Origin of the sequence: Peptoniphilus sp. HMSC062D09 (assembly GCF_001811425.1) — a bacterium.
Lineage (GTDB): Bacteria > Bacillota > Clostridia > Tissierellales > Peptoniphilaceae > Peptoniphilus_A.
This window is the reverse complement of sequence record NZ_KV804745.1, coordinates 62,461-88,529: the sequence shown is the minus strand read 5'-3', so window position 1 is coordinate 88,529 and position 26,069 is coordinate 62,461. Positions and strand designations below refer to the sequence as shown.

Sequence of the window (26,069 nt, the reverse complement as noted above, 5' to 3'; positions counted from 1 at the left end):
AATCAATAAAGAAACACTTGCCTGCAGTAGACCTTCCAACTTCAATAGATTTTTCAAGTCACTGAGGATAGTCTTTAACTTCATAATCCAAAATTTCTATAAGAGCTAATAAAAGCTCATTGTTATTTAAACCCTTGTCGTAATCAAGCTTATAATAATCAACAAAATAATTATAAATTTTTTCCAACATCTTCAAGTATGCCAAAGAAGTCCAATTAGGTAAAAAATCAATATAGTTTTCTATTCCTTTTTTTGAAAGTCCTTCCTGATCTATGTATATAGGAAGCTTATATAAATTTTCCTCATCTAAAGACTTTTGGTTCACGAACTTAAAAGCTACCAAATCTTCTAAAAGTTTATTTCTAAAATCATCTACCTTGGAAGCTCTGTATCTAAAAATATCCTCTATAAGAACTTTTTTCTTTTCATTAACTTCACTTTCAATTTTTCCATAATCTATTTTAACTTTTCCATCTAAATACTCATCAGAGTTAATTAAACAAATAATTAAATCGCCTAAGGCATCTTCAACATCCAATTTTGAAGAAAGTTTAATAATTTGCTTTTTGCTTCTTTTAATTTTTTCGTCAAAAACAATTTCATCAGCCTCAATATCTCTCGCCTTGTCCAACAAATAATTTGCTAAGTTACTTATTAAAATGAAATTAAATAAATATAAAAAATTTTTTTCCAGTTCTCTTTGAGTGTTAATTTCATAATTTCTTATTATTCTTTCAAAAAATTTGTACTCATCTTTGTCCATGTTTTCAACAACATTATTATAAATTTTCAAATCTAAAACTATTTCTTTAACCTTATCGTAATAAAAATAAATATTACTTTTGTCTGCACTTACATAAATTCTATTCATAATCCACCTCTTTTTATCTTTACTGTATTATATTATATTTACCGTTAATTTACCGTTAATTTATCGTTAATGCCGTTAATTTATCTTTTGTTTTTTCACAGTTTTACAATGGTATATTTTAAAACTTATTTTTCTTTTAAAATTTTGCAAAAATTAAATGTCTTAAAAATTTCTGCAAAAGAAAAAGACTAGATCAAATGAGACCTAGTCTTTTAAATATGTATGCTGTTCAATATTTCATCGCTAAACTTACTTTTACTGCAGCGTCAACCTCATCCATAACGTCTTTGTCGAATTTACCGATTTTCTCTCTCAACCTCTTTTTATCGATTGTCCTTAACTGTTCCAAAAGAATTACAGAATTTTTTGGAAGCGGAACATCTTTAGCTCTCACATTAACATGGGTTGGCAACTTCGCCTTGTTAAGTTGAGATGTAATTGCCGCAACAATTGTAGTAGGTGAGTACTTATTACCAATGTCATTTTGAACAACAACTACGGGCCTTACTCCTCCCTGTTCTGACCCAATAACTGGCGACAGGTCGGCATAGAATATATCCCCTCTTTTTATCATCATAATTTTCACCTTTTAAGGCAAGAGAGATTTTAAAGATTGAACTATGAACAACCTTTATAACATTCTATCACAATTTTCATAAATATATACAAATAATAGAAATTAAATTTATTTTTTACAAATTTTTAATAAATTTATTTCAAATACATGGGCATGACAAAATTTATTGCAATCATAATAAATAAAGGAATTGTATATTTCCTTGTTTCCTTTAAATTATATTTTGTTCCTCCTGGTAGGTAGTGAACAATTGCCGGTGCAAAAACTACTACAAACCAGAGAACTTGTACATAGATTGGCCCTCTAAACTGTTGCAAAAAATGTGCCACTCCAGTGATTGCAAGATATGTATAAAAAAGATCTAGGGCAAATAAAATTATAAAAAGTATTTTTCTATTTTTAAACATAATAACTCCTTTACATTGACATCCTAACCATGCTAATTGTAAATAAAATTAAAACTACTACATAAATACCCATGGCTATTTTGTATCCCTTGCTCCAATTGTCCCTTTCTTTTTTTATCCAAATCAAATTTAAAACAAGAGCCAACAAACCGGGCAAGGCTACAATTATTGGACCTCTATGATTTTTGAGAGACTCTGACATTGTAATTAGGACAAAAATGTTTAGGATCTGCCAAAAGGCATGGACCTTAAATGGATATGATTTCATAAAATTTCTTCATCTACCTTCACTTTTATAATAAATTAATTTTCGGCTCTTTTAATATTTACATGTAAACATTTAATCAGAGTTCGGGTTACCTTACTTTAATTTTATTATAAATCAAAAAAAAAAAAAAAAAACAAATTTATTTTCCTTCAAAATTTTTAAATACTGTGCTTAGGTTTTCTATTAGGTCCCTTGCCCTTAGGCTGGTCTTGGAATTTTTTCTTGCGAAGACATCTCCTGCAAGTCCGTGAACGTAAACTCCCAGTCTTGCCGCGTCAAACAAATCATAATTTTTCATAAAGGCAGAAATTATTCCCGTCAAGACATCGCCTGAGCCTCCACTTGCCATGCCAGAGTTTCCTGTTTTATTTATATAGACTTTTTCTCCATCTGTGACAATAGTCTTGTGTCCCTTTAAAACTAAAATTAGCTTATATTTTTTTGCAAAGTCTACTGCAAGTCTTTCGCGATTATTTTTTATTTCTTCAAGGGATAAGCCAGTTAGCCTAGCAAACTCTCCTTCGTGAGGAGTTAAAATCGTGGTAAAACTTTTTCTCTCTTCCAACAAGTTTAGATTTTGTGACAAAATATTTAAGCCGTCAGCATCTATCAATAGATTTTTTTCCGTATTTATTATTTTTTCAAAAACACCTTTGGCATATTCGCCAAGACCCATTCCCGGTCCCATAGCTATGGCGTCTATGCCATGTAAAAATTTTTCCATTTCATCTAAATCATCAAAGGACTTTGCTATGGGCTCGATGAATTTTATGGACATGATGTCAAAAATTTCTCTGGGCACTATGTTATAGACTAGACCTGCCCCTGCTTTTAGGGCTGCATTAGATGACAGATAGGATGAACCAGTCATGCCAAGAGAGCCGCCCACTATGGCAATCTTTCCGAAGTCGCCCTTGTGAGTGTCCTCATCTCTATTTTTCCAAAGGGCTTTTAATTCTTCATCTAAAATTATTTTTTCCTCAAAGTTTTTTCCCTCAATATCATCTTCACATAATTTTGCCACAGCCACTGCGTAATTTTTCTCGTGACTAATGCATAGATAAAATTTTTTGTCAAAAACTTCTGCATAAGGAAGGTTTTCTATGTATTTTATTTTTATGTCATGAAAGGAAATTTCCCCAATTCCCGTTGTCATTGCCTTTGCCACAGCTTCTTTTGCAGCGTACATGCCTGCTATTCTCTCGTAGGGATTTTTTCTCTCTTCTATTCTTTTTATTTCATCTTCATTAAAAACTTTTGCCAAAAAATTTTCATGGTCACTCATTATTTTTTTTATTCGATTTACTTCTACTATATCTATGCCTATCAAAGTCTCACCCCATTTGACAATTTCTTTATTTTCGATTATTATATCATAAATAGTATGAATATAAGACGGTGAAGATATACAGTAGGCGAAAGCTGAATTACAATATTGGAGTCTAATAAGTTTTGAGGCCTCGGCGAAGAAAGGTGGTACCACGAATGCGTCCTTTCATCCCCTGGTCTCTTTTTATTTTTTTTGGAGGAATTTATGGAAAATGTATATGATATTTTAAGTGAGAGAGGTTACTTAGACCAATGCACTTATGAAGATGAACTTAGAGAAATGCTGGGCAGAGAGCCTGTAACTTTTTATGTTGGCTTTGATGCAACTGCAGATTCTCTTACTCTTGGTCACTTCATTCAAATTAGAGTAATGCAACACATGCAAAGAGCAGGTCATATTCCTATAGCTCTACTTGGCGGCGGAACTACAACTATTGGCGACCCATCTGGCAAGAGCGACATGAGAACTCTTATGGATAGAAAAACAATCGACTACAATGCCAACAGATTTAAGGAACAAATTTCACAATTTTTAGATTTTTCTGAAGGCAAGGGCTACATCGAAAACAATGCCGACTGGCTTTTAAAGTTAAATTTCTTGGAATTTGTAAGAGAAATTGGCGTGCACTTCTCTGTTAATAGAATGCTACAATTTGACTGCTACAAAAACAGAATGGAACAAGGACTTACTTTCTTTGAATTTTCTTACATGCTTATGCAATCCTATGACTTCTTGTACCTATACAGAAAGCACCACTGCAAGCTAGAAGTTGGTGGCTCAGACCAATGGTCAAACATACTTGGCGGCTACGAACTTGTTAGAAAATTAGAAAACGACAAGGTTTATGCCATGACTTTTAAACTTTTAACTACTGCAGCAGGTATCAAAATGGGCAAGACTATGGCTGGCGCAATTTGGCTTGACCCAGAAAAGACTACGCCATACGAAATGTTCCAATACCTAAGAAACTGCGACGATCGTGATGTTATTAAATTCATGAAGCTTTTAACTATGCTTCCACTTGATAAAATTGCTGAATACGAAAAATTAGAAGGTGCAGAAATAAATAAGGCTAAAGAAGTTTTAGCTTACGAAGTTGTAAAAGACATTCACGGAGAAGAAGCTGCTAAGGCTGCCCTTGATGCTTCACATTCACTTTTTGGTGGAGAAAAAGATTCTGAAGACATTCCTGCAACAGAAATGCCAGCAGAAAAATTTGCTGAACCTGTTGGAATTTTAAATTTAATGACTGAACTTGGTCTTATTAAGACAAATTCTGAAGGCAGAAGGCTAATCACTCAAGGCGGAGTTTCCCTTGATGATGAAAAAATAAGTGATCCTAAGCTTGAACTTACTAAGGACAATTTCAAAAATGGAGAAATAATAATTAGAAAGGGCAAGAAAGTTTACCACAAGGTTATTTTAAAGTGAGGTTAATATGAATTTAGAACCAAAAAAAGTTTTTGATTATTTTGAAAAATTATCACAAATCCCTAGAGAATCTGGCAACGAAAAAGCTGTCTCTGACTTTTTAAAAAAATTTGGAGAAGATGCTGGCTATGAAGTTTATCAAGACGATTCTTTAAATATAATTATGGAAGTGCCTGCTACAAGGGGCATGGAGGATAGAGAAAAGGTCATCTTGCAAGGTCACATGGACATGGTTTGCGAAAAGGGCAAGGACTCAGACCACAACTTCGCAACTGATCCAATTGAACTAATAGTTGATGGCGACAAGCTTCACGCCAATGAAACAACACTTGGTGCTGATGACGGCATTGGAGTTGCAATGGCAATGGCACTTGCAGAAGAAGAACATGGTCCACTAAAAATTATTGTAACTGTGTCTGAAGAAACTGATATGCACGGAGCAAAGGACCTTGAGGCAAAATATCTTGAAGGCAAGTATTTGATCAACATCGACTCAGAAGAAGAAGGCATACTAACAGTTTCATCTGCTGGTGGAAAGTTACTTCATTCAAAATTAAAAGTTGAAAGAGTTGACTACAGAGGAGAAGCCTTCTCACTTAAGCTTCACGGCTTTTTGGGCGGCCACTCTGGCATGGAAATTGCCAACAACAAGGGCAACATGATTAAAGTCATTGCAGAAATTTTAAATAAGCTTGAAGGCGCAAAATTAATTTCCCTTGATTGCGGCACAAAGCAAAATGCAATCCCAAGAGAAGGTAAAGTTTCTCTTGTTTGTGACGAAGATAAATTAAAGGATGCCATAGAGTTTGTAAAGGACAAGTTCAAAGGCGTTGAAGGGGAATTAATTATAGAGTGTGAAAAAATTTCTCATGAGGGAAAAGTTGTCACAGCAGAAGACACTGTTAAGCTTGCAAAATATTTACTTGAACTTCCAACTGGACCTCACACATTTATTGACGAGGCTAAAAAAGTTCTTGAATCATCATCAAACCTTGCCATAGCAAAACTTCTTGATGACACAGTAGATGTTTTTGTTTCACTAAGATTTGCATCTTCTTCACTTTCTGAAGACTTTGGAAATATTTATATGGACATAGTGAAAAAATTTGGCGCAGAAGCTGAATTTGAAAACCCATATCCTGAATGGGAATACAAAAAAGAATCTCACTTTAGAGAAATCGTAAAGGACATTTACAGGGAAATGAAGGGAGAGGAAATGGAAGAAGAGTTCACTCACGGTGGACTTGAATGTGGTGTCTTCTTCGAAAAGAATAGGGACCTTGACATTATTTCTATTGGACCAGATATTAGAGGAGCTCACTCACAAAAGGAAAATCTTTCAATTTCATCAACAAAGAGAGTTTATGACCACCTTGTAAAAGTTTTAAAGGCTCTTTAATAAAAAAATTATGGCTGTCATGAGGCAGCCTTTTTTATTGCAAAAAAAGAAACCCCTAGGGGTTTTCTATGTAGTAAATATGTATTGGTTTATAAATTTTTTATGGCTATGACTTCGTTGTCATTTAAAATCAATTGGTCAGTAAGGGCCTCAACTATTAAAAGTCCCCTGCCATTGCATCTTTTTTGAGTACAGTCATATAGAGCCGTGTCGAAGTCCACGCCCCTGCCCTCGTCTTTTACAATTATTTTTAAAGAATCCCTGTCCAAAATTAATTTTAAACAAACTTTTTTGTTTAGGTCTTCTTCGTTGCCATGCATTGCTCCATTGACAACTAATTCATTTAAAATAACTTTTATATCAAATAATTTTTCTTGGTCTCTTATAAAGGGATTTAAATCCTTCATAGCTGAATCCAAAAAATTTTTTATTAAAGATAAATCGCTATTAACAAATCCTTTAAATTTATATAAAGTATCCATAGTTCTCACTCCATCTACTTAGAAATTACCCAATACTTCTGCCCTTTAAACTCAAAAGATTTTGTCTAATTTTATTAATTTTAAAATTTTACTGTATTATATTTATCAATTTGTTATAATTGAATTAGGCTTGAAAGAGCAAGAATTTTATTAGGAGGAAGATAGAATGAAAAAATACGAATGCTCACTTTGCGGATACATTTACGATCCTGCAGTAGGCGACGAAGACAATGGAATCAAAGCAGGAACACCTTTTGAAAAACTTCCTGAAGATTGGGTATGCCCACTTTGTGGAGCTGAAAAATCTGATTTTGAACCAGCTGAATAATAATATTAAAGGAGGCTCATGCCTCCTTTTTTTGTGTAAGATTTTATAAATTTATAAAATATTTTAGAATTTTGCAAAAAGGAACCTCTCTACATATTGTAAAGAGGTCCTTTATTAATCTTCTTCTAAAATTTTTTTCCATTTGTCTAAGCTATCTAGCTCTTCTTTTGATAGTTCTGGAAACTGTGGATCCATTTCCCTTAGTTTTTCCACAATAACTTCTGAAACTAAATATCTTGAAAACCATTTTCTGTCGGCTGGCACAATATACCATGGCGCTCTCTTTGTAGATGTGTTCACAAGCATGTCGGCATAGGCCTTCATGTAGTCGTCAAAATATTTTCTCTCTGTTATGTCAGAGGAGGCAAACTTCCAATTTTTTTCTGGTCTGTCAATTCTCTCCATAAGTCTTTCTTTTTGTTCTTCTTTGGAAACATGGAGAAAGAACTTAACAATCTTTATTCCATTATCGGAAAGATATTCTTCAAAATTATTTATCTCTTCAAATCTCTTTTCCCAAATATCCTTAGTGACTAAGTTCTTTGGGAAGGGTTGGTCTAAGACAAGCTTGTGAACTCTTGATACAAGAACATCTTCGTAGTGACTTCTGTTAAAAATTCCAATTTCGCCTCGTGGAGGAAGTTCCTTGGCAACTCTCCAAAGATAATCGTGGTCTAGTTCATTTTCACTTGGCTTTTTAAAGGATACAACCTTTGTGCCCTGTGGATTTACTCCCGTCATAATATTTTTTATGAGGGAGTCCTTGCCTGCAGCGTCCATGGCTTGAAGGACTATGAGTAGGGATTGATTGTTTTCTGCGTAAAGCCTTTCGTGATATTCACGCATCTTTGCAATATTCTCCGGAATTAAAACTTCCTTTACCTCTTCCTTTTGTAGTTTGCCATTGTAGGAAGTTGGCACATCGTACAAGTTTAATTTTTTATTTTCACTTACTAAATATTTTTCAGTATTCATTAGAAGCCCGCCCTCTCCTTTGAAAATATAATTGCTGCTTCCAGCATTTGCGTCGTGATTTGATGGGAAGTCATTTCAAAAATTTGAAAGTCTAAAAGTTTTTTGTCCCTATAAAATTTTTCGATTTCCCTTACAAAGGACTCTTGCCCTCTTGGATCAATTACATCGTCATCTTTCCCGTTGTATAAAACCATGGGTCTGTCCTTAAAAATTTCTGGGCTAGCCATGGGATCCATGTCTAGGAAAAATTCATTGATCCTAAATTCTTCTTCCTCTATTTTTTCTTGGTCCTTAATTTTATTTACTGAATCAACAAGGGTCTCCCAATTGTTTACGCCATTAAAGATAAATGCCATCTTCAAATCCTTCTTAAAGGCATAGAGACCACCAGCAGTTATGGCACCCATAGAATGACCGCCCACTGCAATTTGGCTGTCAGGATATTTTTCCTCTACATATTTAAAAATTGAGGGAGCCTCTTCAATATTGTGCATGATGACCCTTAAAATATATTTTGCCTCCATGGACTTGTCCTCGTAATCCAGGTCAATGTCATTTCTCTCTCCGTGATATCTTGCTTCAGGAAGGATTACCCTATATCCATAGCTGGCAAGAATATTGCCGCGAAAAATTTGATTTTTCATTGAAGACCCCCAGCCGTGATAAAAAATTATGGTCTTATCTGTTTTTTCTCTAGGCTCAATTATAAGGGCTGGCACATCGCCTATCTTTACCTTGTCTATATTTGAATAATTCATTTTTAAATACTCCATAATACACCTCACCTACATTATAACCAAAATATTCTTAAAATAAAATTTTTCCATATTTTATTTTAAGGACCCCCATTAAGTGATATATTATTAGCGGTGATATTTTGAAATACGAATTAAGATATGATGAAATTCATGAAATGATAAAAGGCGGGAAAAAAATAATCTTTGTGGACATGAGAAGTCCCAAAGAGTTTTGTGACTATAGAATTCCTGGCGCAATAAACCTTCCCATACTTGAGGATGACGAAAGAGAAGTTGTTGGAAGGACTTATGTAAAAGAAAGCGTGGAGAAGGCAAAATACCTGGGCATAAATTATGCCAAGGACAAACTCCCAGCCTACTACGAAAAAATTATTGATTTGAAAAAATCTTGTGACGACCTAGTCCTTTACTGCTCTCGCGGTGGCTACAGATCCAATGTATTTTTTACTTTTCTTAGAGCTTTAAATGTTGATGTAAAAAAATTAATTGGAGGCTACAAGTCCTACAGAAAATATATCCGAGAAAATTTAGATTCTTTAATAAGAGAAAAAGAATTGATAGTTCTTTGCGGCAAAACTGGCGTGGGAAAAACTGAAATTTTAAATAAATTAAAAAGTGCTTATCCTGTCCTTGACCTTGAAGAGCTTGCCAACCACAGAGGCTCAAACTTTGGTGGCATAGGACTTAGTAATCAACCTTCCCAAAAATATTTTGAGTCCCTACTATTTGATTCCTTAAATGGATTCGGTGAAGATGAAAAAATTATTTTCACTGAAGGAGAAAGCTCAAAGATTGGAAATATTCAGCTGCCAAAAACTTTAATAGAAAAAATTTCTTCTGACAGAAAAATAATTATTGAAGACCAAATAGATAGTCGCATAAAAAGAATTAAGAGAGACTACAATTTATCAGATAGAGATGAAATTTATAAGTCCCTTTTGGAAATCAAAAAATTTATTTCTCCTGAAAGGGAAAAATTATATTTAGAAAAATTCCAGGAAGACGACTACGATTTTTTAATAAGAGATCTTTTAGTCAATTATTACGACCCCCACTACAAAAAAAATTACAGCAAGGATGACTTGCACTTGGCAAATGATTCTGCTGTAATAGAAAATATTTTAAATTTTAAAAATTCTATTTAACTTCCCATGAAGGTGGCGTAACTCCTCTCTCCAATAAAAATTTATTGGCACGGGAGAAAGGCCTTGAGCCAAAGAAACCTCTGTTGGCAGAAAGTGGTGATGGGTGGACGCCTTCTATTATGAGATGATTTTCATTATTTATAAATTTTTTGCGAGCCTTGGCATGATTGCCCCAGAGTATATAGACCACAGGCTCTTTTTTTTCGTTTATTTTTTCTATAACTGAGTTGGTAAAAATTTCCCAGCCAATTTTTGAATGGCTCATGGGTTCATGTGCCCTTACAGTTAAGGTTGTGTTTAAGAGCATGATGCCCTCATCTGCCCAGGACTTTAAGTAGCCCGTTTGTGGTATGGCTAGTCCTAAGTCAGAATTTAATTCCTTATAAATATTTTGGAGTGAAGGTGGAATCTTCACTCCTTCCTTTACAGAAAAGGCAAGTCCATGGGCTTGACCCACATTGTGATAGGGGTCTTGACCAAGTATTAGGATCTTTAAGTCCTTGTAAGAAGTGTAGTGAAAGGCGTTAAAAATATCTTGAGCTTGTGGAAATATTTGGTGATGTCTGTACTCTTCTATTAAAAGTTTTCTCAGGTCCTTGTAGTAGTCTTTTTCAAATTCTTCTTCCAATATTTCTTGCCAGTCATTTTTAAAAATTTCCTTCACAAAATCACCTCCTGAAAAAATCAAAAATACTTTTCTTTAAAGTTGGGTCAATGAGCTCTTCCAATTCCTTTCTGCTTTCATTAGTTGAGAAGATGACAAGTCTATCGCCCTTTTCAATTTTTGTGTTGCCCCTTGGTATTACTGCTGAATTGTCGTACCTAATTATACCGCCAATAATAATTTCTCTGTGAAGATTGATTTCAGATAATTTTTTGCCAATGTAGATAAAGTCGTCGGGGATTTTTATTTCATAAACCTGTGCCTTGCCGCCAAACATATAATTTATTGAGACCTTCATGTCAGTGTTAATTGCTTTTATAATTTCATTTGCCACAATGACCTTTGGGTCCATGACCCTATAAATACCCAGGCTCTCTAAAATGCTGTCGTAATTGTTGTCACCTTGAATTATTATATTTCTTGAAATGCCGTGGCTTCTCGCCAAGAGTCCAAGAACTATATTTAACTCGTCAGAATCCGTCATGGAAATAAAAACTGCATCCCTTGAAATACTTTCTTCCTCAAAAATTTTGTCATTCTTTAAACTTTTATTGACAACAAAGGCTCTTGGAAGATTTCTTCTAAGGTCTTCAAATTTTTCTCTATTGGATTCGATTATTTTCAAATTAATATTTTCAAGGTTAGAGATCATTCTGTTAAAGGTCATGTCACCTGATGCAATGACTACATCGCGCACATCTTTTTTTTCCTTTATCTCAAAGTGAGAGTATTTGAAGTTTCTTATGTCAGAAGAAAGACCCATGAGATACATATAATCGCCGCTCTTTAGAGTAGTTTCACCATCTGGCACAATTAAGTCTCCCTCTCTTAGTATTCCAACGACTAAAATTGTGGATAGAGATCCTATGTCCTTTATCTTTAAATTTTCAAACTCTTCGTCCATGTCAATATAGTGACCTGTGACTTCAATCTTGCCCTTACCAAAATAATCTGCCTCATAATAATTTGAAGATCCAATTAATTTTGTGGCAAGTTTTGCTGACTCAAGGCTTCTGTTAAAAATATTTACAACATTTGGAAGAGAATTTTTTATAATGCCAATTTCAGAAATATTTTCCATTTCGTCAAGACGCAAAATAATTTTTACATCAAGGCCCTTAAAAATTGATGCCATTATTAAATTTGTCTTGTCGCTATTTGTTGCTATAATTGCGTAATCATATTTTTCTAAATCAAAATTTAGCATAAATTTTTCGTCTAATACATCGCCTTTTATTTTTGTCACAGTGTTGGTGATGGTGGCAAAATTTAACTCATTCCTATCAACTATATCTATGTCAAACTTTTCTAGGCTAAGAGTATTTGCAATTGTAGAGCCAACTTTTCCTGAACCGATAATTAAAATTTTCATTATAATTTAATAATTTCCTTTCTTCTTCTGCCCTTGGAGAATAGTGCGAGAATAGTAAAGAATTCAAGCCTTCCAAGTAGCATGAGAGCACTAAAATATAATTTAAAAAAGTCATTGTAAAAGGCAAAATTTTTCGTTGGACCAATGTCGCCAAAGCCTGGTCCCACATTTGAAAGTGTAGTTGCAACAGAAGAAAATCCTGTTATTACATCTACACCAGAAAGTGTAACTACTGCAGTGGAAGCTAAAGCTATAACAAAGTAAGTCCCAAGATAGGCGTTTATGCCAAGGACAACTTCATCGGACAAGGTCTTTCCATCAGCAATAATAGGAAGGACTGCCTTTGGGTGTGTCGCCTTTCTCATTTCCCTTTTGATTAATTTTAACAAAATAGAAATTCTCGTAACTTTAATTCCACCGCCTGTGGAACCTGCGCAGCCTCCAAAGATCATGAGGATTAGCAAAATAAATTTAGAAAAACTTGGCCACAATTCATAATCTGCATTGGCAAAACCAGATGTAGATGATATGGATGTAACTTGAAAGGCTGAATCTCTAAAGGCCAATAAAAGTGAAGGATAACCCTTGGAGAATAAATCAAGAGTAATAAAAGCAATGGCAGCGAGAGTTATTAAAATCCAAAGTTTTAGCTCGTCGTTTTGTAAAACTTCCTTAAATTTTTTTCTCGAAATAAGAGAATAAATTGTAAAGTTTGTAGCACTTAAAAACATAAAGAAGGCGAGGATAAAGTGAACTGCATTGCCTTCATAGGACATGAAGGAGTCGTTGTAAGAGGAGAATCCTCCAGTTCCAAGTACGCCAAAGGTATGGACAAGGCTGTCAAAAACTGACATGCCTGCAATTTTTAAGCAGGTAAAAAGTGCCGCTGATAAAATAATGTAAATGATGTATAGTCTTTTTGATGATTGAGAAATTGTGGACTCAATCTTTCCTGCCACTGGTCCCGGTGACTCTGCCTTAAAGATTTGAAAACCACCTACGCCAAGTTTTGGAAGAAGACCTACTGTAAAGACAAGTATTCCCATACCGCCGATCCAGTGGGTAATAGATCTCCAAAACACCACTGATCTTGGAAAGGATTCTATACCTGATATAACTGTGGCACCGGTCGTCGTAAATCCTGATACAATTTCAAAAAAGGAATCAACATAGGTCATATTTGCTGCTATAAAAAGAGGAATTGCGCCAACAAGAGATACTAGTACCCAAGATGCAGTTACTATTAAAATTCCATCTCTTGGAGATAGTGATCTCTTCTTAACTTTTAAGTTAATTAAAATTAATCCCAATAGGATAGCTATTGCCATTGGGATTAAAAAACCAGGGGCACTTCCATCCTTCTCCACTAAAGAAAGTATGAGTGATGGCGCCATAAAGGCTGTCTCTATTAATAAAATATAACCCAGTAATTTTGAAATAAGTTTATAATTCATAAGAAGAGCCTCGATTCCTAATTGAATTTAGAGCATCCTTAAATTTCCCTTCTGAGGTAAAAATCTTTTGCATCTTAGGTGCAACTTCGTGCATTGAGAATAAAACTATTCTATCGCCTGCTTCAAGGACTGTCTTTCCATTAGGAACTAACATTTCATTATTTCTTATAACTGCAATAATTAAAATACCTTCAGGAAGATTTAAGTTTTCAAGAGCCTTGCCGCAAACCAAGTGTTTTTCCTTTATAATTAATTCAATACATTCCACTTGTCCATTTAAGAGAAGATTAAGTGAAAGGGAAGACTTACCCCTAATTTCCTTTAATATTTCTGCAGCTGTTATATAAGCAGTGTTAAAAACTGCGTCTATGTCTAATTTGTCCAAAATCTTGTCGTAATTAGTTCTGGAAATTTTTGCGACAGACTTATAAATCCCCGTTTGCTTTGCCACAAGACTCATAAGTAAATTTGCCTCGTCAATACCTGTAGATGCTACAAAGGCATCGTAAGTGTGGACCATTTCCTCTTCAAGAATGGCAAGGTCTGTTCCGTCGCCATTTATTATTTCTGCACCTGGAACCATTTCCTTTAGCTCCAGACATCTCTCTCTATTTATTTCAACTATTGTGACGCGGATATTTTCCTTTAATAAGAGCATGGCAAGGTAAAGACCAGTCTTTCCTCCCCCTAAAATCATTGTGCTTCTAAGGGGTCTAGTCTTACTTACGCCTGTATGCTCTTTGTCAAAAATTTCTATATTTTCTGATTTGCCTGCTAGGATTATTACATCATTTTCTTCAAGAACTGTACGACCATTTGGGATGATTGCATCTCCACTTCTTGAAATTGCAGAAATAAGTAGGTCGTTAATCTTTTCGATGTCCATAATTCTCTTGCCAATAAAGTTTGGGTCCTTGCCAATATTAAATTCAACAAGAGAAACTTTCCCGCCGGCAAATTCGTCAGAGTAAAGTTGGTATCTCTTCATGAGATACTTTACTATGGACCTGGCAGTGGCATTGTCTGGATTTATAATTTTATCTATCTCTAATTCTTCAGATATAAAGTCTAAATGCTTTCTGTATTCTGGGTCTCTGACTCTAGCTATGGCATATTTTGCGCCAAGTTTTTTTGAAATTGTGCAAAGTATTACATTTGCCTCGTCATTAGTAGTAGTTGCTATGACATAATCAAATAGGGAGATGTCAAGCTCTTCCAAGACGCCAAAGTCTAGTGCATTTGCACAAATACTTAAAACATCTAGTGAGTTTGAAATATATTCAATTACATCTTCATCATTGTCTACTACAGTTACTTCATAATCTTCATCTATAAGTGAAGCTGCAAGCCTATAACCTAATTTTCCAGCACCTACAACTAAAGCCTTCATATTTCCTCCTAAAAAATCGCATCAAGAATTATTTCGAAATCATAATCCTTGTAAATTGATTTTAATTTATCAATAAGCTCTTTTTTCAGAGCCTCTTTTTCCCTTGCATTGGAAACAGCATCGGCATTGTAATCAATGTCGATGTAAATTTTCTTATCTTCAAGCACTATGTCGTGAAAAGAATAAATATTTAAACTTTCCCTAATAATTTTTTTGAGATCTCGCGAAACTGATCTAATAATATCTGAGCTAGATCCCAGTGGGTCAGCGTGAATAATGAGTTTTATGCCCAAAAGTTCAGATACTTCTCTTTCTACCTTATCTACTATATTGTGTGCCTCTTCCAGTGTCAAATTATAATCTAGGGCTGCATCAATTAAGACGATAATATTGTCTGGTCCAAAGTCTGTCACCATCATATTGTGGACATTGGAGATTCCATCATAAGTTGAAACCTTGGACTTTATCTCGTGCTTAGTCTCTTCACTTAAGCCCCTGCCAAGTATAATGGAAATTGTTTCGTAGATGAGAGAGATTGCAGTGTATAAAATAAATAGGGCAACTAGAACTCCCACATAGCCATCTAAAATTTTTCCAGTAAACTTTTCTATAACTATGGCGACAATTACAACGAGAGTTATAAGAGTGTCGCTAAGTGAATCCTTCTCCTGTGCCTTTAGGGTTGTTGAGTCAATTGCCCTTGCCACTTGGGCATAAAATGAGGCTTGCCAAAATTTTATAAATACAGTAATTATTAAAACTACTATTGTAGATTTTGGATAAGTTATGGCAAGAGGGTGAAGAATTTTTCCTACAGAAGTCCTCAAAAATTGAAAGCCCACGCTAAGCACGATTCCACTTACAACAAGTGATATTAAATATTCAAGCCTGCCATGACCATAGGGGTGGTCTCTATCTCTTGGCTTTGAGGCAAGTTTTATGCCAAAAATTGAAATAATTGAGCTCATGCAGTCTGTAATATTATTTACTGCATCGGACAAAATAGAAATAGATCCTGTAAAAGTATATAAAATAACTTTTAAAAGAGCTGCCATTATATTTGATACAAGTCCAAGAAAGGAAGTCTCCTTGGCAATTTTTGCCCTGTCATAGCCATAGGCGTTGTGACCTCTTTTTAAAATTAGCTTTGCTAACATTAATCCTCCATAAATAAAAACAGGCTGTCCGCCCATATTTAAAGATTTGTTTTAGTTACAGTTATTATAACACTGAAATATGAGTAATAAAAGGAAAAGAAGACACTTTAGCTTTTGATAAAGTTTTATATTTGAAAGTTTTAAAAAATTTTTGCGAAAAAAATGTACCAAAAATTTTCTGGTACATTTAAAATATTTTTTTAATTTATTTTCGTCTCTTAATTTTAACTTACAGCTTAAATAAATTTTTTAATCTTAGGTAGAAGTAGTCCCTCTGAAACTTCTTCTGCCTTCTCCTTTGAGCCTAAAATTTCTACTAGCTTTACTCCAAGTAAAATTGCAAGGGCTGGACCCATGGCTGTTATTATATTATCTTCCACTACAACAGCTTCATCTAAGGGATTGTCCACCTTAAGTCTAGCTTCAACGCCTGGGTAACAAGTGAACTTGCCGCTCTTTAAAAGGCCTGCTGCATCAAGAACTTGTGGACCTGCACAAATGGCAGTGACAATTCTTTCGTCGTCGTTAAATACATTGGCACACTCAACAACTTTCTTGTCTCTCATTAAATTTGTTGCGCCAGGTTGTCCTCCTGGGATGTACATTGCCCTGTAGTCTTCAATGTTTATTTCGTCAAAAGTTTTGTCAGCAAGGACTCTTACATCGTGAGCTCCTCTCACTTCATTTCTGTCTGTAATTGAAACTGTATCAACTACTAAGTCAGCCCTTCTCAAAACATCTACAATAGTTAGTGCTTCAATTTCTTCAAAACCATCTGCCAAAAATACTAATAAATCTTTCATGTCGACCTCCTATTTATTCATAATAGAATCCACTGCATTTATAATTGCAGATCTAAAACCGTCTCTTTCTAAAGATTTTACTCCCTTAATAGTTGTGCCAGCAGGTGTAGTAACTTGGTCCTTTAACTCACCTGGGTGAAGACCAGACTCTCTTACCATCTTGGCAGAGCCTGCCACTGCTTGTGAAATTACCCTATAAGCCATATCTCTAGTCATGCCATGAGACACTGCTGCATCTGCTGCCGCTTCTATGTACATGTAGACATAGGCTGGCATGCAACCAGAAACTGCCTCATAAATTTTTATATTTTTTTCTTCCACGATTTCAGTTTCGCCAAAGGAAGATAAAATTTCCCTAAGCTCACTTAGTTCATCCTCAGAAATATTTTCGCCAGGACAAATTCCCGTCATTGAAGATAAAATTTTCGCAGGCGTATTTGGCATTGCCATTAAAAGTTTTTTGCCTGGAAGTTTTGCCTCAAGTTTTTTCAAATCGTAACTTGATGTAACTGAAATTATAATTTGATTTTTAACTTCATTTTTAATTTTATCTAGGACCTCGTCATAGACATAGGGCTTAATTGTTAAAATCACTGCGTCAGCATTTTTCACTACATCAACTTCTGAATCCATTATTTTTGCCTTTTCAAAATCCTTAAAGGCTTCTCTCTTTTCCTCACTCCTATCGTAAAGAAAAGTTTCTATATTATTATTTAAAAGACCATGTGCCATGGCAGAACCCATATTGCCAAGACCTATTATTCCCATCTTCATCTCTATCACTCCTTAAGTAGATTATACACGATATTACTTAAATTTTCATTTCTGTGCTATAATTAATGCGGTGATTTAATGAAAAATATTTCAATCTTAAAATTATTTTTAACATTTTTTAAAATAAATGCCATTACCTTTGGTGGCGGCTACACAATTGTGCCTGTCATAAAGGATATTTTTGTACAAGACTTAGAACTTATTGAGGAAGATGAAATGATGGACATAGTTGCCATCTCCCAAGGTGGACCTGGCGCCATGGCAATTTCTTGCTCAGTATTAACTGGCTACTACCTAAGGGGACCTCTTGGGGCGATAACTTGTCTTGTGGCATCATCCCTTCCCTGCCTAATAATTCTATCTGTGATTTCAAATTTTTATCAAGAGTTTAAAAGTAATTTTTTTATAAACTCTGCCCTTGAAGGCATAAGTGGAATAATCTCTGCAGTTTTATTCATCACAGTTTTTCGCATGGGAAAATCTTCCTACAAAAAGAACCCAAGATTTAGTGCTGTTATGATTATTCTGGTCTTCTTAGTTGCCTTCTTCACAGATATAAACACAGGACTTATTATTTTATTCTGTGCCCTTGCAGGAATTTCTTATTTTAGTGTGATGGAGAGATACAAAAATGTTTGATTTGTTTTTTATTTTCTTTAAAATTGGATGCTTTGCCTTTGGCGGTGGCTACGCAGTAATCCCTCTCATATCAAAATATGTAGTGGAAGAAAATGCCTGGATATCCACCAGAGAATTTATAGACTTAATTTCAATTTCACAAATGACTCCAGGACCCATTGCCATAAATTCTGCAACCTTTGTAGGTCAAAGCGTAGGCGGCATTGTTGGCTCTATTGTTGCTACAACTGGCCTCGTCCTACCACAGTTTATACTCATGATGATCCTGGGCTACTTTCTCTTTAGCAAAAATAAAAAATTTAAAATTATGGACTACTCCCTTCTTGGCATAAAGGCAGGAGTTGTTTCCTTAATTTTTATCACTACCTTAAAACTATTTCATTCATCAGTTTTTCCTCAGGGAATTAATTTAGATGGCATAAGCCTTGCCGCCCTAATTTCCTTTGTCCTTGGCTTTCTTTTATACCTAAAAAAAATAGACCTATTTAAGTTAATAGGTCTCGGTGCAGTCATTGGCATCGCCGTCAATCTTGCCCTAAATTATGTTTAAGATTAATCCTCCTTTTTATTTCAGGAGGATTTTTTAAAATAAACAATCTTCAATTAAGTCTTTATTTTTTAACTTGTCTATCCAGTCCCTTGGAATTTCATCAAAGCCATAAATTATTCCAGCAAGTCCACCAGTTACAGCTGCCGTTGTGTCTGTGTCGTCGCCAAGGTTCACAGCCTTAAGGACTGCATCTTTATAATTATTAGTCTTTAAGATGCACCACAAAGATGCCTCTAGGGTGTGAAGGACAAAGCCAGTGGATTTAATTTCATCTTCACTTTTATTTTTTAAATCATCAAGTCCCAAGCTTTCTAATTTTTCTCCTTCTATTAATTTTCTAGCAAGATGAACATAATCAAGACAAGCCTTCCTAGAAATTTCGTGAGCGTGAGTTATGCTAGAAACTTTTTCGATTTCTTCATCACTGGCATCAGTAAAGGCAAGGGGTAAAATTCTCATGAGAGACCCGTTGCCATTGGAATAAAAATCATCCATGCCACGATTTAAAGTAAGGGCCTCTCTAGTTGTGCTGCCAACATCAAAGACCTTACCATCAGCTGTAAAGTCATCATCAAAGAGCCAAGCCTTAAAATTTTTCCTAATGTCTTCGATGTCAACCCTGCCTTTGTCCTTAATTGACTTGCAAGTGGCAAGAGTCATGCTGGTGTCATCAGACCAAGTGCCTGCTTCCTTATTCCAAGTTCCAAAACCAACACAGTCACTGCAAATAAAAGTTCCCCGCTCTTTAAATTCAAAGGGAACGCCAAGGGCATCAGCAACAGCAAAGCCATATATGGCATCTCTTAACTTAGTCATAAAAACTCCTTTCATAAAAATTTTTCCATAAAAAAAACTAAAACTCAAAAAGAATCTTACTTTTTAAATATTTCTTCTCTGTCTCCTGTTAATGGCAAAAATAATTAATTTGTCGTCGTCAATTTTCGCAAGAAGCCTATAGGAACCTATCCTATAACGCCAAACCCCCTTAAAATTTCCTGTGAGGGGCTTTCCAGAAAATTTAGGCTCTTCACAATTTAGTAAATTATTTTCTACCCAGTTAGTTATAATTTTTTGAGCTTGTATATCTAACTTTCTTAAACTTTTTAAATATTTTTTATCATAAATTAAATCATACATGTCAGAAATCTAGTTCCTTCATCAACTCTTCATGAGTAATATATTCAACTTCGCCCCTAGCTTCCCTTTCAAGAAAATCTTCAGCCACCTTCATGTCGAACTCATCTTCAAGCTTCTCTTCCATTAATTTTTTAAAAAGAGTAGAAAGAGGTTCCCCCATAAGATCAGCATAGGCAGTAAAGGCCCTCTCCTCTTCAGCATTAAGTCTTACAGATACAGTTTTCATACCATCACCTCTAAGCTAATTGTATTACATTGTGTTACACAAATCAAGAAAAAGCTTCATTTTTCTAAAACTATCTTTGCATAAACTTTTTCTGTGAATTTGTATATACCAAGATAAATAATTATATAAATCAACATCACAAAAATCATTGATTTTATAAATAATGGAATATTCATAAGCCCAATTATCATTAGCATATTTTTTAAGCTTGGAAATGCAAAAGATGTGTGAACTATACAAAAAATTATTGGTAAAAATAATAATGTCGCCATTTGTTTCTTTATACTTCTCTCTGCCTCAATATCTCCAAGACCAAGCTTTTTTAAAATTCTAAATCTTTCTACATCCTCATATCCCTCTGTTAGTTCTTTATAATATATTGAAAGCCCCATTGTAACTAAAAATGCTAAAGAAAGTATTAAACCAACAAAAAATATTACACCATACATTCTCAAAAATTCTAACTTGGTTTCTCCCCTATCTATGACTTTTATTTTTTGATTTTCATTTACTTTTAACTTTTCTATGTTTTCTTTAAGACTTTCTGCAAAGTTTTCTTCATTTGCTCCATTAATCATTGTCTTAACTGATGGCTCTATGCTAAATATATTAGAATTTTTCACTTCATACTTTTTAATTATCTCTTCTGCAATTTTGTAGTCTTTTACAAATATTTTATTCTTTTCAAATATACTTATTAAATTCTCAATGGGTACGTCATTTTCTTCTTCCCTTATGCTTTTTGCTTTATAATCTAATTCTCCTATCCAATCTTTTATTCCCTCGTCTTCAAAATACAGTATATCTGCATCATCAAATTTTAAATTGCCATCTCTTGTATAAATAACTTGTAGGTCGACTAAATTATTTTTAAATGCTGCCTTATCTATATCTTCACTTTTTAAAGATTCTACTCCACTCTCTGTCTTTAAAAGTGGAACATTCCATTCCATTGTAGTAAATGGTTTTGCATTAAATCCATTTTCATCAAGATATTTGTTTACCTTATTTCTATATTTTTCTAAGTTATTTATAGCTATAGAATTATCCTCTATCTCTAGAGTATAATCTGATGGAAATAATCTATTTACTACATCATCTATTCCTACATATAAACTTATTCCCGAAGTTAAAACTACGGTAAAAGCTGTAGAAAGTATAGCAATACTTGCCAGGGACCTTGAATTATTTTTCACTCTATACAAAAGCCCTGATATTGCAAAGAAATTATCTTTTTTGTAATATAAATCTTTTTTATTTTTTATTATTTCTAAAATCAAACTTACAATAACAGAAAAGGCACAATAAGTTCCTATTATAACAAGCAAAACTGCTAAGAAAAATTTTATAAAGGCTTCCATTGGATTTTTTGTTGTAATACTAATTGCATAACCTGACGCAATAAAAATTATCCCCAATAGAGCAATTAATTTTGTAAATTTATTTTTCTTCTCTCCTGCCTTGGACTCATTTACTAAATCAATTGGAGAATAATTTCTCATCTTAATAATTTGAATTGCAAATACAAAAATTAATATTGCAATAAATATTAAAGCTATGATGGTTGCTGCTAAAATATTGTTAAAAAATCCACCCTCAAATATATTTATAGGAATATTTATTAGCTTTACAAAAATGCCTAGAGACAATTTATAAAGTACAAGACTAAAAATGCTTGCTGGTACTATGGAAAAAATAATAATAAAAATTATTTCCCAAAATAAAATTATTCGCAAATGTCTTTTCTCAAGTCCAAGTATTAAATAAAGTCCTTGCTCCTTTAACTTTCTCTTTTGAATAAAGGAATACACGGAAGATAGCATTATAAGTGAAAAAATTGATAAAACTACAACTCCATAAAATAGAATTATCTTCATCGTATCCATTCCACTTGCTCCTGCAAGAGATTTATCTAAGACAAGGCTTAAACAAATTGAATTAAGTACAATTAGAAAAATTATAGTTCCAATGAGGGGCATAAAAATATTTTTATTTCTCTTTATACCAGACAATGCAAAATTCCTATAAAGTGATTTCATCTTCATAACTCCTTTGCAACATTTGCATTGTGTCTGCAATTTTCTTTTGCATATCAAAACTTTCTAAATTTCCTTTATAAAGTTGATGATAAATCTCCCCATCTTTTATAAATAAAACTCGATTTGCTTCAGATGCTGCCATAATAGAATGTGTAACCATTAAAATAGTCTGCCCCTCAAGATTTAATTCTTTAAAAACTTTTAAAAGTTCTCTCGTACTGTTGCTATCAAGTGCACCTGTAGGCTCATCTGCAAAAAGCATCTCTGGTTTTGTTATAAGTGCCCTGGCGATTGCTACTCTTTGTCTTTGCCCACCACTTATTTCGTAGGGATATTTACTTAATAAATCATTAATATTTAGTCTTGCTGCAATCTCTGATAACTTTTTTTCCATTGATGAGACCTTTTCATCTGCTAATACTAAGGGCAATAAAATATTTTCTTTAACAGTGAAGGTGTCAAGAAGGTTAAAATCTTGAAAAACAAATCCAAAATTTTCTCTTCTGAATTTTGCCCTTTGGCTGTCCCTTATCTCTTGTAAATCTTTGCCTCTTAAAATAACTTTTCCAGAAGTTGGTCTGTCAAGTAGTGCCAATATATTTAATAAAGTTGTCTTTCCACTTCCAGATTCTCCCATTATGGCAATATATTCTCCCGCTTCAACAGTGAAATTAATTGACTTTAAAGCCTCCAGGTCATTTTTACCAAAGCGACTTCGGTATATCTTTTTTATGTTTTGAACTTCTAACATCTTCCACCTCTTTAAAACTAATCTTCATAAATCACAGCAATTGGCTTTGCATAATAAACAAAAATCATTGCATCATATAAATCTTTTGGGACTTCCTTTACTCTATAACTTGTTGGAATAAATTTCATAAGTGGAGAATATCCTTCGCCCAAACTTCCCATATTAATCTCTCTATTTATAAATTCAAATGTTTCGCCATCTTGAACTTTTGTAAAATCTAAATAATATTTGCCCTTAAATTTTCTCGCACTGTAAGCTAAAGGATCTGCAGATATAAAAACATGGTTTGCCCTCTTATTATCTGGACCAATCTCATTAATATTTACAATGCCCTTATAAAAGTCTGTGCCAATAATAAAATACTTTTCTCCAAAAATTTCCTTTAAGTGAGAACCCATGGGCTCATAAAACTTTTCACTTTTCGCAAGATGACCATTGTGACCAGAAATTAAAAGCAGATCATTTCCCTTTGATTTTTCAAAATCACTTATCCACTTAACATTTTCAGCCATTAATTTATCTCTTAAATTATTCACTTTTCCATAGTCATTAAAATCCAATTCATAATATTTTACGCTGTCCAAGACATTTGTAAGAGCTCTTGAAACAAGCCTTGCAGAGTTAGAAGATAGGCTGTCGACATGAGCTTTTATTTCTAACAACAAATCTTCTCTACCTTTTATCTGTGAAATCTTAAATTTTTCATCTTTAATAAAGGAAAATTCCCTTTGCAAGTCTTTATCTTGTAAAATATTATTTTCTTCGCAAAAATCTAAAATTAACTCCATAGATTTTTCGGGGTTTTGCATATCAAAGCCGTAAAAGGAAAGTTTATCCTCTTCCTTTGCCCTTTGATTGTAGTCAAACATATAATTTATGAGGTCATTCATATTCCTTGTGTGATAAATATTAAAAGAAAAAACACTAGAAATATTTTCAACTCTTTTATTTCCATGAATGTAATTATTTATAATCATGCCCTCGCCAAAATCTGCTTCAAGGCAAAAACTTTTTAAATTATTTTTTTCAACTAAAGTCTTTAGAACTTCTAATCTTAAATCTTGAAAATCAGAATTCCCGTGAGTAGCTTCCCCAAGTCCCACAACTTTTATATCATCATTTAATTTTATTTGGCTTACTTTTTTGCCATAGTCCTCTATATCTGAAATATTTTTTCTTGCACTTAACTCAGGTATTTTAATCCATAAAAAATCTCCAAGCCCTACAAGAAAAATAATAGTTAATATAAAAATTAAAATTCCCTTAAAAATTTTCTTTATCATTTTCTCACCTCTTTCTACATTATAAATTGTACAAAAAAATAAATCCTTTTATTTACATAACAAATCAAGCTTTAATGTGACATTTTTGTAAGATATAAAAAAAGAGTGCTAAGCACCCTAATCTAAAATATTTTTTAAATTAATATACATCTTTGTGCCAATCTTTGGCTCTGATTCACATCTAAGTGTCACTCTTAAAGATTTACCAATATTCTTTGAAAGGGTAAGTCCCAATCCCGTTGACTTTTTCTCCAATCTTCCATTGTAACCAGTGTATCCCGCATCAAAAATTCGCGGTAAATCTTCTGGCATTATTCCAATTCCATTGTCCTCAATTACGAGTTCATCTTTCTTTAAATAAATTGCTACTCTTCCATTTTGCGTGTACTTTATTGCATTAGAAATAATTTGCTCTAATAAAAAAGAAAACCACTTGGCATCAGTTAAAATTATTTTCTTAGTTTCACAAAAGTCAAGGCTATTATTTTTTCCAATAAACTGAATTGAATATTTTCTTATTACACCTCTAATAATTTCGTCTAAACTGTATTTGCTAAAAACATAATCAGTGCTATCTGCATTCAGCCTTGCATAGCCTAAAATATTTCCCACATATTCTTCGATTTCAAAAATTTCTTTCTCGCATTCTATTTTATTTATTTCATCTTTTTTGAGTAGAAGCCTTAGTGCAAATATTGGGGATTTTATTTGATGAGTCCAAATGGTCAAATAATTTTTTACATCAGATCTTCTCTTTTCTTCACTATTTCTAAATTTTTTATTTTCTTCTACGCTTTTATAAAGAGCTCTTGATAATGGAGAATCCTTTATTTCTAGAATTTTTTCGTAATTTTTTTGATTTAAAAGAGCAATTTCTTCTCTGAATTCTCTGTCTCTTGTGGAATAAAGAAAAACCATATAAATAAAAAATAAAAATAGATATAAAAAAGATATGTAAATAGTCTTTACTCTTTCAAATTCAAAAACTAAATAAACTCCTAGAATATAAAAAAATATAAAAATCCCAAAAATTATTGTGAATTTTTCTCTCTTTAAAAAACTTTTAATTGGCAGGTGAGACATAATAGCCTACTCCTTTCTTAGTTTTTATGAGTTCAAAAATATTTATATCTTCTAACTTTTTTCTAAGACGCATTACATTTACTGTTAAGGTGTTATCGTCAATATAAGAGTCCGTTTTCCAAATTTTATCAATAATTTCATCTCTATTAACAACTTTGCCTGGCTTTTCCAAGAGAATTTCTAAAATTTTAAATTCATTTTTCGTAAGTTCTATCTCTCTGTTTTCTCTTGATATAATCATCTTGTCGCAGTCAAGCCTTATGTCTTTATAAAAAATATTTCTTGTCTCAACATATTCGTAAGCTCTTCTAAGTAAGGCTCTTATTTTTATTTGTAATAGCTCTAGTTCAAAGGGCTTAGTCAAATAATCATCTGCTCCAAGATCCATTGCCATTATCAAATTTAAGTTTTCATCGGCGGCTGAAATAAATAAAATCGGAACTTTAGAATTTTTTCTAATAATTTTGCACCAGTGATAGCCATTGTAAAAGGGAAGACTTACATCCATCAAAACTAAATCAGGATGAAAGTTTTTAAAGTCATCAAAAATATTTTGAAAGTCCTCGGCTATTTTTATTTCATAATTCCAAAAATTGAGGTGTCTTTCAATTTCTTCAGCAATTACTTTGTCATCTTCTACTAAAAAAATCTTCCACTTTTTGTTTTCCATATCTTTACAACCTACTCTTTTCACTAAAAATTACTTGACATCATTATATATATTAAGGGCAAAAAAATAAAGACTCCCCTAAGGAAGTCTTTAAGTCAAAATTTAA

29 protein-coding genes are annotated in these 26,069 nt (G+C 33.3%); 6 read left to right on the top strand and 23 right to left on the bottom strand.

The window, feature by feature from the left end; all coding sequences use genetic code 11:
* Nucleotides 1-58: 58 nt before the first annotated feature.
* The 5 genes from HMPREF2801_RS08220 to HMPREF2801_RS08200 form a co-directional block, all read right to left on the bottom strand.
* Nucleotides 59-871 carry a hypothetical protein gene (locus HMPREF2801_RS08220; RefSeq protein ID WP_083303739.1) on the bottom strand — a complete coding sequence of 271 codons (813 nt, stop codon included), beginning with the start codon at nt 869-871 and terminating at the stop codon, nt 59-61.
* Between the two features lie 229 nt (nt 872-1,100).
* Nucleotides 1,101-1,448, bottom strand: a complete 348-nt coding sequence (locus HMPREF2801_RS08215) for a type II toxin-antitoxin system PemK/MazF family toxin (RefSeq protein WP_070611768.1) — start codon at nt 1,446-1,448, stop codon at nt 1,101-1,103.
* A gap of 134 nt (nt 1,449-1,582) precedes the next feature.
* On the bottom strand, nt 1,583-1,855 hold the full coding sequence (locus HMPREF2801_RS08210) for a hypothetical protein (protein WP_070611766.1): 273 nt from the start codon (nt 1,853-1,855) through the stop codon (nt 1,583-1,585).
* A gap of 10 nt (nt 1,856-1,865) precedes the next feature.
* Nucleotides 1,866-2,123, bottom strand: a complete 258-nt coding sequence (locus tag HMPREF2801_RS08205; RefSeq protein ID WP_070611765.1) for a hypothetical protein — start codon at nt 2,121-2,123, stop codon at nt 1,866-1,868.
* 139 nt (nt 2,124-2,262) lie between these two features.
* The gene (locus HMPREF2801_RS08200; RefSeq protein WP_070611763.1) at nt 2,263-3,453 is read right to left on the bottom strand and encodes an NAD(P)H-hydrate dehydratase; all 1,191 of its coding nucleotides are present in this window, start codon (nt 3,451-3,453) and stop codon (nt 2,263-2,265) included.
* 204 nt (nt 3,454-3,657) lie between these two features.
* Here HMPREF2801_RS08200 and tyrS point away from each other — a divergent pair, with 204 nt between their 5' ends.
* Both tyrS and pepD read left to right on the top strand, forming a co-directional pair.
* Nucleotides 3,658-4,884 carry a tyrosine--tRNA ligase gene (gene tyrS, locus HMPREF2801_RS08195; protein WP_070611761.1) on the top strand — a complete coding sequence of 409 codons (1,227 nt, stop codon included), beginning with the start codon at nt 3,658-3,660 and terminating at the stop codon, nt 4,882-4,884.
* A gap of 7 nt (nt 4,885-4,891) precedes the next feature.
* The gene (gene pepD / locus HMPREF2801_RS08190) at nt 4,892-6,283 is read left to right on the top strand and encodes a beta-Ala-His dipeptidase (protein ID WP_070611759.1); all 1,392 of its coding nucleotides are present in this window, start codon (nt 4,892-4,894) and stop codon (nt 6,281-6,283) included.
* An 89-nt stretch (nt 6,284-6,372) separates the two neighbouring features.
* Here pepD and HMPREF2801_RS08185 read toward each other — a convergent pair whose 3' ends face one another.
* The gene (locus tag HMPREF2801_RS08185) at nt 6,373-6,765 is read right to left on the bottom strand and encodes an ATP-binding protein (RefSeq protein WP_070611757.1); all 393 of its coding nucleotides are present in this window, start codon (nt 6,763-6,765) and stop codon (nt 6,373-6,375) included.
* A gap of 166 nt (nt 6,766-6,931) precedes the next feature.
* Here HMPREF2801_RS08185 and rd point away from each other — a divergent pair, with 166 nt between their 5' ends.
* Entirely contained in the window at nt 6,932-7,093 is a 162-nt protein-coding gene (rd, locus tag HMPREF2801_RS08180; RefSeq protein ID WP_019125235.1) for a rubredoxin, read from the top strand.
* Between the two features lie 114 nt (nt 7,094-7,207).
* On the opposite strand, the gene HMPREF2801_RS08175 is transcribed toward rd, so the two are convergent.
* Both HMPREF2801_RS08175 and HMPREF2801_RS08170 read right to left on the bottom strand, forming a co-directional pair.
* Complete coding sequence (locus HMPREF2801_RS08175) at nt 7,208-8,068, bottom strand: polyphosphate kinase 2 family protein (protein ID WP_070611755.1); 861 nt, start codon at nt 8,066-8,068, stop codon at nt 7,208-7,210.
* A complete protein-coding gene (locus tag HMPREF2801_RS08170) occupies nt 8,068-8,826 on the bottom strand; it encodes an alpha/beta fold hydrolase (protein WP_246830007.1) in 759 nt (252 codons plus the stop codon). Before HMPREF2801_RS08170 ends, HMPREF2801_RS08175 begins: the two co-directional genes overlap by 1 nt.
* 119 nt (nt 8,827-8,945) lie before the next feature.
* Between HMPREF2801_RS08170 and mnmH the strand changes: the two genes are divergently transcribed.
* A complete protein-coding gene (gene mnmH / locus HMPREF2801_RS08165; protein WP_070611750.1) occupies nt 8,946-9,971 on the top strand; it encodes a tRNA 2-selenouridine(34) synthase MnmH in 1,026 nt (341 codons plus the stop codon).
* Here the strand turns inward: mnmH and HMPREF2801_RS08160 are convergent.
* The 7 genes from HMPREF2801_RS08160 to proC form a co-directional block, all read right to left on the bottom strand.
* Nucleotides 9,964-10,635, bottom strand: a complete 672-nt coding sequence (locus HMPREF2801_RS08160; protein WP_070611748.1) for a uracil-DNA glycosylase — start codon at nt 10,633-10,635, stop codon at nt 9,964-9,966. The genes mnmH and HMPREF2801_RS08160 overlap by 8 nt on opposite strands.
* 4 nt (nt 10,636-10,639) lie before the next feature.
* Entirely contained in the window at nt 10,640-12,007 is a 1,368-nt protein-coding gene (locus HMPREF2801_RS08155) for an NAD-binding protein (RefSeq protein WP_070611746.1), read from the bottom strand.
* Complete coding sequence (locus HMPREF2801_RS08150) at nt 12,007-13,461, bottom strand: TrkH family potassium uptake protein (protein ID WP_070611744.1); 1,455 nt, start codon at nt 13,459-13,461, stop codon at nt 12,007-12,009. Before HMPREF2801_RS08150 ends, HMPREF2801_RS08155 begins: the two co-directional genes overlap by 1 nt.
* Entirely contained in the window at nt 13,451-14,851 is a 1,401-nt protein-coding gene (trkA, locus tag HMPREF2801_RS08145; RefSeq protein WP_070611742.1) for a Trk system potassium transporter TrkA, read from the bottom strand. The genes HMPREF2801_RS08150 and trkA overlap by 11 nt, the downstream gene beginning before the upstream one ends.
* 8 nt (nt 14,852-14,859) lie before the next feature.
* Nucleotides 14,860-16,008, bottom strand: a complete 1,149-nt coding sequence (locus tag HMPREF2801_RS08140) for a cation diffusion facilitator family transporter (protein ID WP_083303738.1) — start codon at nt 16,006-16,008, stop codon at nt 14,860-14,862.
* A 236-nt stretch (nt 16,009-16,244) separates the two neighbouring features.
* The gene (locus HMPREF2801_RS08135) at nt 16,245-16,811 is read right to left on the bottom strand and encodes a DJ-1 family glyoxalase III (protein WP_070611739.1); all 567 of its coding nucleotides are present in this window, start codon (nt 16,809-16,811) and stop codon (nt 16,245-16,247) included.
* Between the two features lie 9 nt (nt 16,812-16,820).
* Nucleotides 16,821-17,585, bottom strand: coding sequence for a pyrroline-5-carboxylate reductase (gene proC / locus HMPREF2801_RS08130; protein WP_070611736.1), 765 nt, complete (start codon nt 17,583-17,585; stop codon nt 16,821-16,823).
* A gap of 78 nt (nt 17,586-17,663) precedes the next feature.
* On the opposite strand from proC, the gene HMPREF2801_RS08125 reads away from it, so the two are divergent.
* The gene (locus HMPREF2801_RS08125; protein WP_070611734.1) at nt 17,664-18,224 is read left to right on the top strand and encodes a chromate transporter; all 561 of its coding nucleotides are present in this window, start codon (nt 17,664-17,666) and stop codon (nt 18,222-18,224) included.
* A complete protein-coding gene (locus HMPREF2801_RS08120) occupies nt 18,217-18,774 on the top strand; it encodes a chromate transporter (protein ID WP_070611733.1) in 558 nt (185 codons plus the stop codon). The genes HMPREF2801_RS08125 and HMPREF2801_RS08120 overlap by 8 nt, the downstream gene beginning before the upstream one ends.
* A 33-nt stretch (nt 18,775-18,807) precedes the next feature.
* On the opposite strand, the gene HMPREF2801_RS08115 is transcribed toward HMPREF2801_RS08120, so the two are convergent.
* The 8 genes from HMPREF2801_RS08115 to HMPREF2801_RS08080 all read right to left on the bottom strand — a co-directional run bounded on the left by HMPREF2801_RS08115 (nt 18,808) and on the right by HMPREF2801_RS08080 (nt 25,963).
* Nucleotides 18,808-19,590, bottom strand: coding sequence for an ADP-ribosylglycohydrolase family protein (locus HMPREF2801_RS08115; RefSeq protein WP_148130099.1), 783 nt, complete (start codon nt 19,588-19,590; stop codon nt 18,808-18,810).
* Between the two features lie 63 nt (nt 19,591-19,653).
* The gene (locus tag HMPREF2801_RS08110; protein ID WP_070611730.1) at nt 19,654-19,911 is read right to left on the bottom strand and encodes a type II toxin-antitoxin system RelE family toxin; all 258 of its coding nucleotides are present in this window, start codon (nt 19,909-19,911) and stop codon (nt 19,654-19,656) included.
* A 1-nt stretch (nt 19,912) separates the two neighbouring features.
* The gene (relB, locus tag HMPREF2801_RS08105; RefSeq protein ID WP_070611728.1) at nt 19,913-20,137 is read right to left on the bottom strand and encodes a type II toxin-antitoxin system RelB family antitoxin; all 225 of its coding nucleotides are present in this window, start codon (nt 20,135-20,137) and stop codon (nt 19,913-19,915) included.
* A 56-nt stretch (nt 20,138-20,193) separates the two neighbouring features.
* Entirely contained in the window at nt 20,194-22,176 is a 1,983-nt protein-coding gene (locus tag HMPREF2801_RS08100; RefSeq protein WP_070611726.1) for an FtsX-like permease family protein, read from the bottom strand.
* Nucleotides 22,160-22,927 (bottom strand): ABC transporter ATP-binding protein, encoded by a 768-nt coding sequence (locus HMPREF2801_RS08095; protein WP_070611724.1) that lies wholly within the window; start codon nt 22,925-22,927, stop codon nt 22,160-22,162. Before HMPREF2801_RS08095 ends, HMPREF2801_RS08100 begins: the two co-directional genes overlap by 17 nt.
* Nucleotides 22,928-22,944: 17 nt before the next feature.
* A complete protein-coding gene (locus HMPREF2801_RS08090) occupies nt 22,945-24,210 on the bottom strand; it encodes an erythromycin esterase family protein (RefSeq protein ID WP_070611722.1) in 1,266 nt (421 codons plus the stop codon).
* 117 nt (nt 24,211-24,327) lie between these two features.
* Nucleotides 24,328-25,293, bottom strand: coding sequence for a sensor histidine kinase (locus HMPREF2801_RS08085; RefSeq protein ID WP_070611719.1), 966 nt, complete (start codon nt 25,291-25,293; stop codon nt 24,328-24,330).
* Nucleotides 25,274-25,963 (bottom strand): response regulator transcription factor, encoded by a 690-nt coding sequence (locus HMPREF2801_RS08080; protein ID WP_070611717.1) that lies wholly within the window; start codon nt 25,961-25,963, stop codon nt 25,274-25,276. The genes HMPREF2801_RS08085 and HMPREF2801_RS08080 overlap by 20 nt, the downstream gene beginning before the upstream one ends.
* Between the last annotated feature and the right edge of the window lie 106 nt (nt 25,964-26,069).